A 13,511-nucleotide genomic window follows, 5' to 3' on the forward strand; every position below is an offset into this window, starting at 1 on the left:
TTATAATGAATAACTTCTATTCGCTAATCATTAATTAATTGAAGCATGTTTACTTTCAACATTTCAATTTAATAAAAATAGGACTGAAACATTTGTTTCAGCCCTAAGTATAATATTTATTTCTCCACCGTATGCACGCGAATAACGCCTTCTACTTCTTTATGCAGTTTAACCGGTACATTTGTATATCCTAACGCTTGGATGCCGTGAGAAAGCTCCATTTTACGTTTATCTATTTTAATACCATGTTGCTTATTTAATGCTTCTGCAATTTGTTTTGTGCTTACAGAACCAAACAATTTGCCACTTTCACCTGATTTGGCAGTGACTTCAACTTCTAATGATTCAAGTTTTGCTTTTAACGCTTTCGCATCATCTAATTCTTGTTGTTTGTCTTTTTCAATACGTTTATTTTGTTGTTCTAATTTTTTTAAATTACCTGGTGTTGCTTCAACTGCATAGTTGTTTTTAATTAAAAAGTTATTGGCATATCCAACTGGTACGTCTTTCACTTCACCTTTTTTACCTTTACCTTTAACATCTTGTGTAAATATTACTTTCATGTATTGTCACTCCTATCGATTTGTTCTTGGATGGCTTTTTTTAATTGTTCAATGGCTTGTTCGACTGTGACGTCTTTTATTTGCGTTGCTGCATTCGTTAAATGGCCACCACCACCGAGTGCTTCCATTGTAAGCTGAACGTTAAATTCACCTAATGAACGTGCTGAAATGCCTACAAGGTCGTCTTCACGTTTAGCGATAACATATGAGGCTTCAACACCATCTAGACTTAATAGCTCATCTGCCGCTTGTGCCACTGTGACAGGATGATAAATTTGATGTTCTTCACCGTGAGCAATCGCAATACCATTATCTTGTAAATCGACTGTACGAATCAATTCCGTACGTTTAATATATGTTTCAATGTCATCTTTTAAGAAATGTTGCGTTAAAATTGTATCGGCACCGTGGGCACGCAAGTAGCTCGCAGCATCAAATGTACGTGAGCCTGTACGTAATGTAAAGTTACGTGTATCAACTATAATTCCTGCGTACATCACTGTTGATTCTAGACGCGTTAAACGTTGTTCTGTCGTTTGATATTCTAATAATTCCGTCACAAGCTCGGCAGTCGAACTCGCATAAGGTTCCATATAAACGAGTAAAGGATTAGAAATAAATTCTTCACCGCGTCGATGGTGATCGATAACAACCTTACGATTCGCTTTATTTAAAATATCTTTATCGATGACCATTTCTGGTTTATGTGTATCCACAATGACTAGTGTCGTTTTACTTGTCATCATATCCCAAGCTTCGTCAGACGTAATAAAACGTTCCTTAAGCTCTGGTTTTTGATCAATTTCGTCCATGACGCGTCGCAATGTCGGATCAATATCAGATTCGTTCAATACGATGTAAGATTCAAGGTTATTCATCATCGCAAAACGCGTGACACCAATTGCAGCACCAATCGCATCTAAATCTGGGCGTGTATGCCCCATCACTATCACTTTGTCACCTTCAAGTAAAATATCTTTTAAGGCGTGTGAAATAACGCGGGCTCTTACACGTGTACGTTTTTCCATCGGGTCAGTCTTACCTCCATAAAAACGCACATTGCCATTCATCGTTTTAATCGCTACTTGGTCACCGCCTCGACCTAAAGCAAGGTCAAGACCAGATTGAGACATCTCACCTAAATCGATAAGGTTTTCGGAACCTTCACCCACACCAATACTTAATGTGAGTTGTGCACGGTAGCCCACACTTTTTTCTCGTAGCTGACTTAAAATATCAAAATTTGTTTCTTCAATTTCTCGTAAAATGCGTCGGTTTAAATACGCTACGAACTGATCTGAACTATAACGTTTAAAGTACACATTATGTTCTTGTGCCCATCGACTAATGACACGCGTAACCATTGAGTTAATTTCCGAACGTTGTGTATCATTCATATTTTGCGTAATCTCATCATAGTTATCTAAAAAGAGCGTCGCAATAATCGGTTGTTCATCGTCATATGCTTGTCTAATCTCTGCTTCTTCTGAAACATCGAGAAAATACAGAATACCTTCATCTTTTGAATATTTAACGCGATAGGTATAGCCGTTATTCATAATTTCTATTTCTTTTGCTTTTTCAAGCTGTTTTAAAATATTCGGATATACTTCGTTAATAGGATCAGAAATAACGTTACGTTCTGTACGCTCCGTTAAGAATTTGTTCATCCATTCAATTTGATCATGTTGATTTAATACTATGATACCTATAGGCATATTTTTAATAGCGCGATCACTTGCTAACGTTACTTTGCCACTTAAATCATCTAAATACGTATCAAATCGTTTAAAAAACCATCTAAATAGAAAAACACAAATGATCAATACGATAAATAACGTAATCGCAGCAATAAACCCGTACAACACACTAAAGAAAAAGCTCACACCGACACTCGCTATTGCCATTAATGTAATCAATATAAAAGGGAGGAGTAACGATTTCTTTACCGACTGACGTTTCATTTTGTCACCTCTTAACGTTTTTTAAGCATGCTTTTTAAATTCAATCCTAAATCTAGTAAACCAATGAGTCGTGTTAACGGATAAGCGATGATGCCTATAATTATGAATAAAACTGAAACACCTATTGGAAATTTTTTTATGGAGCAAGCATAATGAATAAAACTTAAACCTTGGATGACAAGCAAGAAACCAAGCACAATAATAAAGTTTTGACTGATGCTATTCGCAGTCGTTGAAGGTTCTGTCATAATGCTAACTAATAACGCAATGGCATAGATGATAAAAATAGATTTTCTTAATTGCCATAAATATAAAGGGCGATACACGGGTGTAGCCACTTTAAATTGACGCAATATCGGAAACATAATGAGTAATGACAACATAAAAAATAACGTTATGCTTATCACAATAAAACTCGGCATTTGAACGGCCATTTGTTGTACAGATGCTTCTAAGATTTTTGCCGATTGCGCATCTAAGTTTTGCATACGAATCGTTTCATCTACAACGATTTTGTATGGTTCAATTAATTCGTGCGCATAGGGCAGTTTCTTAATACTTTGTAGAAAAATCATTACGCCCAATGTCACTAAACTTGTGACAAATGAGACGACATATAAAATGCGTTCTTTTGACGCTTTAATAAGTAATAATTGACTAATGATTAAACTTGCAAGAAGTAAAATAATCATAAAGGTTTGCACAAATAAACTTCCCGTGATGGTTGCAACCATAATTGAAACCAGCGCAGCAATGCCAAAAGAATATTTAGAACGATACCAAAGAATAATTCCTGGAAGCGGTGCAAAAAATATAACAATTACTCCCAATATAGGTATAAAATGCATCACTAAAGCAACCAAAATTAATGCAATGGTGCCTAATATGGTGTCTTTAGGTTTAATTTTCGAAAACAATAATGCCACTTCCAAACTTAAATTTATAGTCACTATTTTACAGGCTTTGAGAGTGGTTTACAACAGACGTCATGCGTTCGAATTATAGTTTCATATTAAGATTAAAATCACTTAACATCCGTTTTTTATCTTTATTTTTAAAGTAAATTTTAAACCTTCGCCAATACACATTTAAAATAGTTTTGAGATAGCTCCTACACATTGTCTTTCTTTATATCGTGTTCTGCTTAATACAAACAATAGGTAAGCTGTATTTCAGTTATCATAACTCAAATACAGCTCATCAACGTGTATCTCATTTACATAATTATAACAAAAATGTAACATATTCGTCTAAATTTAGCGTCTAAATCTTGAAAGTTCTAAGAAGTGGTACAAATAAGGTGCCCAATCATTGAAATTTAACAAAAAGCCATCATGTCCCACATTGTCCGGTACAAAAAAATGACGGTGATATTTAAAATAATCCCCTATCGCCGCGACTTGATCATCGGGATAGAGTAAATCATCAGTAAATCCCATCGTTAACACCTTTGTATCTAACGAACGAAAAACGTGTTCAACGTTTTGACGCCCTCGAAATACATTGTGACTATCTAACACATCTAGCAGTGTGAGGTAACACTTCAAATCAAAAGATGTTTTGAATTTATCACCTTGATGCTTTTGATAGGTTACTACTTCATCCGGCGTAAATCTCGCTTCATAACTTTTAGACGACCGGTAGGTTAAAAAACCTAATTGTCGCGCAATACTTAAGCCTTCCCTTCCTCCTAAATGTATTGCCTGACGCGCTATTTCATTAAATGCACGTGAATAAGAAGACGTTTTTACGGTAGAAGCCAGAATGACTGCCTTTTTCACTTTAAATTTTTGGTTATACAAGAGTTCTAGTACTTGCATACCACCGAGAGAGGCGCCTATCAACACTTCTATCGTTTCAAATTGAAGCGCTTGTAATCCTAATTCAATAGCACGAACGATATCACGGATTGTTAACCTCGAAGGGAATTGTGAATCTGTTAGCCGCGAACTAGATCCAAATGGACTTCCAATCACATTAAATGTTAAAAATTGGTAATCATGTAATGGCATATAGCCGCCATCAATAATTTCACGCCACCATCCAGGGTTATCTTCTGTACCATAAGTTAAATGGTTTCCTGTTAATGCGTGACATACTAATACCAGAGGTTGTCCTCGATATCCTACATGTTCATATCTCAATTTTAAATCTTGAATCATTTCACCTGATTCTGTTTTAAATTCACCTAAATGCAGTGTATCTACTGTATAATGTGTCAATTTAGCATACCCTCCCTCTAAACAAAAAAGTTGTACTACCGTCTGTACGGCAATACAACTCATGTTAATCATTGACTTATCACTCGAAACATTCGTTGGTTGTAGCACCGTACTTATCACTAAGTGGTTGCTGAAGCGTCACAGGGCCAAATCCCTCAACTTCTCTTAATAAGCTTTCAGTATTCAATTCATTAATTTATATCATAACGTATTCAGAATATTCATGCAAATGTTTACAGAGGTAGAATAAGTCTTAAACATGCCACACTTACCATACCTATAATAACAGCAATGGTTAAACTCCTTGATATCAAAGTAGCGAGAAGTGTTGGTATAACTGCGAATACAAAAATCCAGTTTAAACGAAATCCAAAGTGACCACTTTCTTGAATGATCAATCCATCGACAACTAAGGCAGCAAACAGTGTAATTGGTATAAAAGATAACCATTGAATGACTTTTTCAGAAAGTTGTAATTGTGCGATTGCGATGAAAGGCGTAATACGTAATATTAATGTGCCTATACCAGATAGAATAATGGTCCAAAGAATATACATTGTCATCGGTCCATCACCACCCCTATTGCAGCAGTAACCATTGATGTAATTAAAATGGCGATATAAGATGGCATTACAAGACTGAGTACCATCATTTGTATAACGACAATACATACCAATTTTAAATAGAGATGTAACTTTGGTTTCGTAAGACCTTCAAATTGACTTAACATAAGGAAAATAAACATGGCGATAATCGCATAATCCAATCCTAACGCCTCAGGATTCGAAAAGATATCACCAAGTAACGCACCAAGAATACAAACAAAAATCCAAAATATGTAAGCTGTAATATTGATGCCATGCATCCAACGTCTCCCGATTACGGCTCCTTTTGAATGTGGTGTAATTGCGATACCAAATGTCTCATCCGTTAATAACGATCCGATACCTATACGATGAGATAAAGATGTCGTTTTAAAGTTTGGGGCGAGTGTCATACTTAATAAAAACATACGACTGTTAACGACAAGTGCTGTGAGTACAATAATCCATATAGGCGTTTGAACAGCCATTAGTGCAATAATGATAAATTGAGCAGCACCTGCATAAACGAGTATAGATAGTAACGCGATGTCTAAAATACTGAAGCCAGAGGCAATACCTACGATACCGAAAGAAAAACCAACACCTGCATAACCGAGCAACGTAGGAATACAATCTCTGACACCTTGCCTAAATGAATTGTAAGCCATTGCACCTCACCCCTCCTTAAAATTAAAACTATTTTAGTATAAATCAATAAAAATTACTACAAGGTGAGTCTGAGGTGTTAGTGACGTCAGACTAACGTTTGTCTTAAAACACTGTACTTTTACTGATGATTTATAATTAGCTTTTTCAAAAATAAAGATACCTTTAATAACATAAACACGCGCTATATCATCAAAGTCCCCTCCCCTACACATTTACGCATAAAAAAACTGGATGTATCTTAATAGACCCATCCAGCTACTCATTTATTAAAAATTGCTTATCATTAACTATTGTTAAAATTATTTTGCTTCTGTAATTTTACCTAAGAAGAAACTATCCACTTCAGTTAAACGACCTCTCCATAATGTCGAACCTACTGATGGAATTGGGTGACTGCCATTTAAATAAACGCGTGCATCTTTGAGATGAATAAAGTTCGCGCCACCTTCGCTTGATTTCGCAGATTCACTCGCATCTGAAAATTGTTCACTAAATTCTTTAGCAACATCATTGCCATCTTTAAACGATTCACTTAAAGATTTGTAGTAATCCTCAGCAGAAACTAACGTCCCTGAAACAATTGATCCATTAACAAGTAAAGAAATATCTAATGCAAAACCATTTTCATTCGTAGCCTCTACAAAAGATTCTAAAATACCGTCTTTATTCGTCACTTCACTCATATTGATACCCCCACACGATTATTTTTTAGAAACCGTATCATCATTGATTTCTATTTTAGTTTGAATGCCTTTAGCTTCTTTAGAAACCTCATTTTTCTTGATTTTCACTGATTTTTTATTTTTCGTCAGTTTATCCCAAAAACCTTTTTTCGGCTCTTTTACAGATAATTCAGTGTCTTGATTTTCTTCTTCATCTTCTGTTTCCTCTGCTTCTTCTTCCTCATCTGAATCATCTTCTTCTGTTTCTGAAGCTTCCTCTTCTTCTTTTGAGTCCTCAGAGTCTTCTTCTTCAGCTGATTCTTCTTCCTCTGTTTCTGAAGGTTCCTCTTCATCCTCTTCTTCTTTTAAGTCATCGGAGTCTTCTTCTGTTTCTGAAGCTTCCTCTTCTTCTTTTGAGTCCTCAGAGTCTTCTTCTTCAGTTGATTCTTCTTCTGTTTCTGAAGCTTCCTCTTCTTCCTCTTCTTCTTCTTCTGAGTCATCGGAGTCTTCTTCTTCCTCGGCTGAGTCGTCTTCCTCTGTTTCTGAAGCTTCCTCTTCTTCCTCTTCTTCTTTGTCTTGGGCGTCAGATGCTTCTTTATCATCCGCATCGTTCGCTTTTTCTTTGACATCAACAGTTTCTGTATCTGAAGTCTCCGCGTCGTCTTCTTTTTCTTGTTTAGACGCTTCTTCGGTTGCTTCTTCGTCTTTTACCTCATCATCTTTTTTCTTAGTAGTCGCTTGAGATGACTTGGTAGATTTATTCATTGTTTCATTATTTTCATCTTTAGTTGAATCATCTTCTGATTTTTTTGTTGTTCTACGACGACGTGTCGTTTTTTTCTTAGTTGTATTCTCTTCTTTCTCTTCGTTATCATTATCATCTTTAGTGTCCTTAGCGTCATCAGATGTTTTTTTAGTAGATTTTCTACGACGTGTCGTTGATTTACGCTTAGGTTTTTCTTCTGTCTTATCATCATCTTCAGATGCATCTGTGTTTTCCTTATTTTCAGCTTCTTTTGTCGATTTCTTTGTAGTTCTACGACGTCTGGTTGTCTTCGGTTTGTCTTCTTTTTCTTCTTTCTCATCTACTTTTTCACTGTCTTTAGAAGCTGCATCGTCTTTTTTAGAGGATGCAGCTTTCTTCTTAGTTGCAGTAGATTGAGATCTAGTGCGTGTCGTTTTCTTTTTTGAAGTTGAATTTTTAGACGTCTCTTCTTCAGCGTCTTTTTCTTTTGTTTCACTTACTTCTGTTTGATCGTCTTTTTTTGTACTTCTAGGTGAGGTTTTTTTACTTTGTGGCATGTCTATCACTTCCTCATTTTCCCAAGAAGCCCCTTTTTCTCTTTCTGCTTCTTCTTCTTTTTTTTTAAATCCTTCTTTTTGTTCGCACCATTTTTACTAAACTTATTTAAAATTGAATCTTTTAAAGAATCATCTTTATTTGATTTCTCTTTTTTCTTATGCGTTTTTTTAGATGATTGATCATCTTTTTTAAAACGGTCCAACAAAGAAGGTTTCTCTTTTTCCTTCGTTATTTTAGCTTCTTTTCCATTCTTTTCAGCTTTTTTCGCATCTTTTTTGCGAGCTTTTTCATTTTTTGCTTGATCACCATTTTTTTCACTTTTCTCGGACTTTTTGAAAATAGTTTTCCCTTTGTTCTTTTTCTCATGATTAGATCCCTCTTCTTTCACTTTTGCTTTTGCCTTTTTTGCATCTGTGCGCGGCGTTTTAGATGCTGATTGTGTTTTCTCTTTTTTATCTTTTTTCAAACTGCTTAATACATTTCCCTTGTTATCTGAGTCTTTCGTTGACGTATCATCATTATGAAAAATATGTGAATTAATTTTCGTTTTTTTCATAGACTTCTTGTCCTTTCTATCGCCCTTGTGATCTTTTTTAAATTTATCCAATAAAGATCCTTTACGCTTTGTCGCTTTGTTTTTAGTAAATTTACTAAATAATGAGGACTTAGACTTTTTAGATTGCGATTGTTGGTTTAAAAGTTGTGATGTTAAAGATTTCATATGGTCTAATCGATCTTTCGTCATCATTCCTGATTTCGGATTACTTTTAGACGTAGATAAATAGCCCATTGTAGCGCCTAATAGGCCACCAACAATCGTTTTCTTAATTATCTTTTCCTTCTCCCTTTGCTTCATCTTTTTGTCCCCCATTCTTTGCTGTCGCTGGTTCTTCTACCTTAGTGTCTTGACTTAACTCATTCGCATTAATTTTACTTTCGAGTGCTTCAATTTTATTCAACAATTCTTGATTTTCGGATTCTAAATCTTTTTGTTGATTCATTTTATTTTCAGTCGCTCTTGAAGTGAGATATGGATCTGTTTCCCACCAATCTAAACCAATTTCTTTCGCTTTATCTACTGAAGCCACAATTAGACGTATTTTAATGGAAAGGAGCTCGACATCAGCAATTCCAACACGAATGTCACCTGCGATTACGACACCTTTATCAAGTACTTTCTCAAGTACTTCCACTAAGTTACTTGATCCATTTTGTGGTAAATTTGGGTCATTTGCCATTGCATTTCACTCCTTTTTGTTGGTATTACATCAATCTGCCTAATGGTCCGAGGTCTATATTTAAATCTTCATCGTCAAAGCCGAAGTGATCTTTAAGCTCGTCCATTTTCTCCTCTAAATCCATCAATGCGACGCCTAATTCTTCAATTTGTTCATCCGTTAAAGTCCCACTTTCAACGCGACGAATGGCATGACGTTCAACAATTTCACGTAACAATTCGATAACAGTTAATACAAGTTGTGCTAATCCATCTTCAGCTTCGTCCTGATTGAAGTTGATGCGTCCGTTTTGGTTCACTTGATTCATCTGTGGCATCGAGCAATTCCCTCCTTTGTCTCTCAAAATCTTCTGATGTTAAATCTCGACGTTCTGTTTCTTGAGTTTGAATTAATTTTTCAACTGAAGAGATGAGTACACGTAAATCCAAGTAAACTAAATCAATATTTGCTATTGAAATAATTAAATCTCCGCGAATAACGACACCTTTATCCAAAATGACATCCAAAACATCAATGAGACCGACTTCTTTATTTTCTATCGTTTCTTTAGTAGATGGCATACGCACATCACCTCACTTCTAGTAAAAAACAGAAAAGTGATAAGCTGGCCATGGCCCATTTGCATCAATTCTCAGTTCTTCACCTTTATTATTTTTCTCCCATTCCGCAATATCAGATTTGAACTGTTCCACTTTGTCTTCTGAGAGGAGATAGACACTATTTAAAATCATATCTTCTTTTAAACCAGTGACATCTTTACTCCAGTTCTTTTTCACTTTTTGCTCTATGGCATAGGATTTAACTTGATTGTGAAGTGACTCGCTAATACGATCTTTTTCATTTTCAAGCTCTGTATCAATCAGCCTGTCAATTTTCTTTTCTTCAAAGAAACGACGACCTTTTGGTAAATTACTGATTTCTTGACGTTTAGCTTCAACTTTTTCATTGTTAACGCTTAATTTGTCCCTCAATTTGCTATCATCACAGTAAATTTTAATTGTCCACTCTTCTTTACCTTGAAGATACGCAAACGTTTCTGTCACTTTGTCTTTCACTTCACCAATCGTTTCTCTTAAATTGTCTTCACTTTTATAAATCGTACAGAATTTAAGTGGGATTAACGTGTAATGTTGATTTAATGTCGAAATGGTTTCATGGTGATGAAAGGCTTTTTCTTGTAGCCATTCCATATCATTATCGACTTTGTCTTCAATAATCGATTCAGAATAAGCTTCACCATCTAATGACGTTACAATTGCCACAATGTCATCATTTACTTTTGAGGTAAATAATTCATGTTCACCATCAAAACCGGTAATTGACGGTAAAGGTTCTTTATCAATTTCCGATGCAGGTACTAATGCGTATAAATAAGTTAAGTTTTCCATGTTATCTCTCTTCTTTCTCATCGATTAAGGCTTCCCATTTATCGATTTCTCGTTGTTTTGCAATTTCATAGCGTGCTAATAACACTTCTTCTTGTTCTTTATAAACATCCTCAGGTATTTCCCCTAGTTCAGCCATCATTTGTAGATGAATGAGTTTCTTCTCAATAGTAGGTAAATCGTAAAGTTCTTTATCGGCTTCTTCTTTAACCTTACGTGCTATAGAAGTCAACATTTTAATTGACCCGTATGCTAACATTAAGATCCCTCAATGTTTAATCGGATATTTACAAAGTTATATGCTGGCCATGGACCTGTATATTTGAAGTCCACTTTATCTTGATATTTCTCGTAAAGTTCATTCACTTTTGCATCGAACTTTTCATCTTGATTACGATCGACTAAAAAGGCTGCATTTAATAATACTTTTTCACCTTGTGGATCGTTCACACGTCCAGCAGTACTTAATTTCTCAAGTGGTTTATAAATATCCGCTTCGATATCTTTTCTAAGGCCCTCAATAATTTTTTGAGTTGCCTCACCAAGCTTCATACGATCGAAGTAGCCAGCATCTTTAGATTTACCTTGGACATTTTTACTCATTGATTGGATGTTTGCATTACTTTTTACGGTTGACTCTAAATATTCTTGTTTACCGATAACTTTAAGTCCTAGTTCAAATTTACCCTTAATTTCAGGAAATAATTTCTCAAATTGAGGATAAAGTTTTTCAAGCAAGATTTTGACATCTTCTTTTGATTTGAAAACATTACCAAAACTTACCGGAATCACGGATTCTTTTTCTTCCATCACTTTTGCAACTAATGATTGATGCATCATTAAGTTTTCTTGGTTTGGAGAGTAGATTTTCATCGGTACAGTTGCTGCAACAAATGCCGCATCTTTATAGCGAACAAGATACGTGTCTCTTTCTTCGCCTTCAACTTCTACTGTGCCAAAATTACTGTCATCTTCGGTTTGGATACCACAAAAGATGTAAACGCCCATTTCTTTTTCTTCTGCCATGTGTATAGCCTCCTCTTAACATTGCTACAACTCAATCGTCTTAGAACGAGGGTAGTCTAACCGGTTATAAAAATGATTCATTTGTATAACATTTATACTTATTGATCAACCTTACTACGGTAACGAATGCCTTCACGTTTAAAAGAAGTCACTTCTTTATCATCATCTAAAAGCACTGTGTACGTACCAATCATTTGGTCTTTAGCGTAACGTTTCATATATTCTTTTTCTTCAATCACTTCTACCGTCGCTCTCCATCCAGACTTACCTTCTTCATCTGAGTCACTATCTTCACGACGCTCAACAGACGTTATTTTATAGGGTGGTGCGACATGCTCGTTAAAAAATGATTTAATATTTTCAAGTAATTCCTTCATAATGTGCAATCCCTCCATAATTCTTTCTAAAAATAACGAGAGGGCGACAAACATCAATTTGCCGCCTCCGAGTTAATGTTCAATTTAAACGCCAAATGAACCTTCTTTTTGTTTCGCTTCCTCTTTGTCGGCTTCTTTAGATTGACTATCTGACTCGATGCGTTCTCTTGATTGATTTTCACTTGCGAGTTGTTGTTGAGACTGACCAGGTAAGCCTTCCTCTTCAACTTCATCTCTCAATAAACCAACAGCTTCAGCATAACGTAACCATGTGTCTACACTTGCGATAACAATTCTTGCTTCAATTGTTAAGATTTCAATACCTACAACTGAAACTCTTACATACGCATCAATAACAATACCTTTATCTAAAATACGGTCGATAACTTCCGCTAAACTTGCTGTGTCAGCACTTCTTTGTAAATTACTCATAATAAAATTCCCCTCTCAATTTAAATAAATAATTTGACCAATGACGTTGTCGTCATTTAAAACTGCTTAAACTGCTTTTCTTGGCTGACTTTTAGTTTGTATATAACGATTTATTATCTTCAATATTCTTGATGTCGGACGCATGCTTGATGTCGTCGTAACTTTTCAGATTTGAAACGCCTTTAATATTGCGGACGCTTTTAATATCTTGCACACCTTTAACTTTTCTCTTCGATTTTGAAGATTTGCCTTGGCTCGAAGAAATGTTCTCTTGAAACTTTTCTCCCGCTTCTTTGAAGTCTTTTAACTTTTCTCTTGTAGTGAGTAAAGCATCCTGAACTTTTTCTTTTGCTTCGTTAGCTTTTTCAGGAACAACTTCTTGATTTTTCTTTTTCACTTTTTGAAGTTTGTCTGCTGCTGTGTCTGCTTGTGATTGAACACTATCTTGAATTTTCTGTTCAACCATTTCATGCGCTTTGTCTTTTAGTTTATCTTTTGCTTGGTCTTCAACCTCATCTGGTAAAAGTTCCAATGTTTTCTTTGTCGCTTTTGTCGCATTACGCGCGAGTTTAAAAGCCATGATAACTTCTCCCTTAAAAGTTAGTTATGTCTATATGCTTAAGTTCATTGAATAACCATACATGAAAGTTGAAATGAGATTGTTCTCTCATGATTGAATCGTCTCTGTCAAAGCTATCAACTTCCTTCCCTACAGAAGATGATGAATGAAAACATTTAAAGGTTTCATCATGTATGCGATGATGTTTTACACTAAATTTCTGTATTGCGTATTTTGAAATACACTGACCTATGTCAGTTTCTAATGTTACGTTTACCACCTGTGTAATTCTCAAAACATATTTAATGTTACAAGTTATTTTTTTGTGCAAAAGAACAAGCCTCAAACCTTGGTTAATAATTACCAAAATAGTTGATATATAAATGCATTTTGTTGCTTTAATGATAAAAATGACTAGGATATGCAAGCACGATTACTCAAACTTAATACGATTTCAATCAACATATGGATATAAAAAAAGGCGAGACAAAATGTCTCACCTTTACATGAATTTTGAAAATCGTATA

At 35.2% G+C, this 13,511-nt stretch carries 17 protein-coding genes, 1 pseudogene and 1 riboswitch; all 18 genes and pseudogenes read right to left on the reverse strand.

What is annotated here, in order from left to right; all coding sequences use genetic code 11:
• Nucleotides 1-116: 116 nt before the first annotated feature.
• A complete protein-coding gene (gene rplI, locus CD172_RS01015; protein ID WP_037565191.1) occupies nt 117-563 on the reverse strand; it encodes a 50S ribosomal protein L9 in 447 nt (148 codons plus the stop codon).
• On the reverse strand, nt 560-2,527 hold the full coding sequence (locus tag CD172_RS01020; protein WP_103345194.1) for a DHH family phosphoesterase: 1,968 nt from the start codon (nt 2,525-2,527) through the stop codon (nt 560-562). The genes rplI and CD172_RS01020 overlap by 4 nt, the downstream gene beginning before the upstream one ends.
• Before the next feature lie 11 nt (nt 2,528-2,538).
• Nucleotides 2,539-3,444, reverse strand: coding sequence for a DUF2232 domain-containing protein (locus CD172_RS01025; protein ID WP_103345195.1), 906 nt, complete (start codon nt 3,442-3,444; stop codon nt 2,539-2,541).
• 339 nt (nt 3,445-3,783) lie between these two features.
• On the reverse strand, nt 3,784-4,749 hold the full coding sequence (metX, locus tag CD172_RS01030) for a homoserine O-acetyltransferase MetX (RefSeq protein ID WP_103345260.1): 966 nt from the start codon (nt 4,747-4,749) through the stop codon (nt 3,784-3,786).
• A 73-nt stretch (nt 4,750-4,822) separates the two neighbouring features.
• A riboswitch (SAM riboswitch) is annotated at nt 4,823-4,924 on the reverse strand.
• A gap of 58 nt (nt 4,925-4,982) precedes the next feature.
• Nucleotides 4,983-5,312, reverse strand: a complete 330-nt coding sequence (locus tag CD172_RS01035; RefSeq protein ID WP_103345196.1) for an AzlD domain-containing protein — start codon at nt 5,310-5,312, stop codon at nt 4,983-4,985.
• The gene (locus tag CD172_RS01040; protein ID WP_103345197.1) at nt 5,309-6,001 is read right to left on the reverse strand and encodes an AzlC family ABC transporter permease; all 693 of its coding nucleotides are present in this window, start codon (nt 5,999-6,001) and stop codon (nt 5,309-5,311) included. Before CD172_RS01040 ends, CD172_RS01035 begins: the two co-directional genes overlap by 4 nt.
• 300 nt (nt 6,002-6,301) lie before the next feature.
• Entirely contained in the window at nt 6,302-6,685 is a 384-nt protein-coding gene (gene gvpU, locus CD172_RS01045) for a gas vesicle accessory protein GvpU (protein ID WP_037565179.1), read from the reverse strand.
• A gap of 18 nt (nt 6,686-6,703) precedes the next feature.
• Nucleotides 6,704-7,966, reverse strand: a complete 1,263-nt coding sequence (locus CD172_RS12570; protein WP_133173854.1) for a hypothetical protein — start codon at nt 7,964-7,966, stop codon at nt 6,704-6,706.
• A gap of 5 nt (nt 7,967-7,971) precedes the next feature.
• Entirely contained in the window at nt 7,972-8,823 is an 852-nt protein-coding gene (locus CD172_RS01055; protein WP_103345198.1) for a hypothetical protein, read from the reverse strand.
• A gap of 70 nt (nt 8,824-8,893) precedes the next feature.
• Nucleotides 8,894-9,205 (reverse strand): annotated as a pseudogene (locus CD172_RS01060) (gas vesicle protein); the annotation flags it as partial.
• 25 nt (nt 9,206-9,230) lie between these two features.
• Nucleotides 9,231-9,521: a gas vesicle protein K gene (locus tag CD172_RS01065; RefSeq protein WP_370672133.1), complete on the reverse strand. Its 291-nt coding sequence runs from the start codon at nt 9,519-9,521 to the stop codon at nt 9,231-9,233.
• Complete coding sequence (locus CD172_RS01070; RefSeq protein WP_037565174.1) at nt 9,460-9,765, reverse strand: gas vesicle protein; 306 nt, start codon at nt 9,763-9,765, stop codon at nt 9,460-9,462. Before CD172_RS01070 ends, CD172_RS01065 begins: the two co-directional genes overlap by 62 nt.
• 18 nt (nt 9,766-9,783) lie before the next feature.
• Nucleotides 9,784-10,593, reverse strand: a complete 810-nt coding sequence (locus CD172_RS01075; RefSeq protein WP_037565172.1) for a GvpL/GvpF family gas vesicle protein — start codon at nt 10,591-10,593, stop codon at nt 9,784-9,786.
• Between the two features lies 1 nt (nt 10,594).
• Nucleotides 10,595-10,849 carry a gas vesicle protein GvpG gene (locus CD172_RS01080; protein ID WP_037565170.1) on the reverse strand — a complete coding sequence of 85 codons (255 nt, stop codon included), beginning with the start codon at nt 10,847-10,849 and terminating at the stop codon, nt 10,595-10,597.
• The gene (locus CD172_RS01085) at nt 10,849-11,616 is read right to left on the reverse strand and encodes a GvpL/GvpF family gas vesicle protein (RefSeq protein WP_037565169.1); all 768 of its coding nucleotides are present in this window, start codon (nt 11,614-11,616) and stop codon (nt 10,849-10,851) included. Before CD172_RS01085 ends, CD172_RS01080 begins: the two co-directional genes overlap by 1 nt.
• Nucleotides 11,617-11,714: 98 nt before the next feature.
• Entirely contained in the window at nt 11,715-11,993 is a 279-nt protein-coding gene (locus tag CD172_RS01090) for a gas vesicle protein GvpO (RefSeq protein WP_370672132.1), read from the reverse strand.
• A gap of 84 nt (nt 11,994-12,077) precedes the next feature.
• On the reverse strand, nt 12,078-12,425 hold the full coding sequence (gene gvpJ, locus CD172_RS01095) for a gas vesicle protein GvpJ (RefSeq protein WP_103345199.1): 348 nt from the start codon (nt 12,423-12,425) through the stop codon (nt 12,078-12,080).
• Between the two features lie 91 nt (nt 12,426-12,516).
• Nucleotides 12,517-13,005, reverse strand: a complete 489-nt coding sequence (gvpQ, locus tag CD172_RS01100; protein ID WP_037565168.1) for a gas vesicle protein GvpQ — start codon at nt 13,003-13,005, stop codon at nt 12,517-12,519.
• Nucleotides 13,006-13,511 lie beyond the last annotated feature (506 nt).

Origin of the sequence: Staphylococcus agnetis (genome assembly GCF_002901865.1) — a bacterium.
GTDB lineage: Bacteria > Bacillota > Bacilli > Staphylococcales > Staphylococcaceae > Staphylococcus > Staphylococcus agnetis.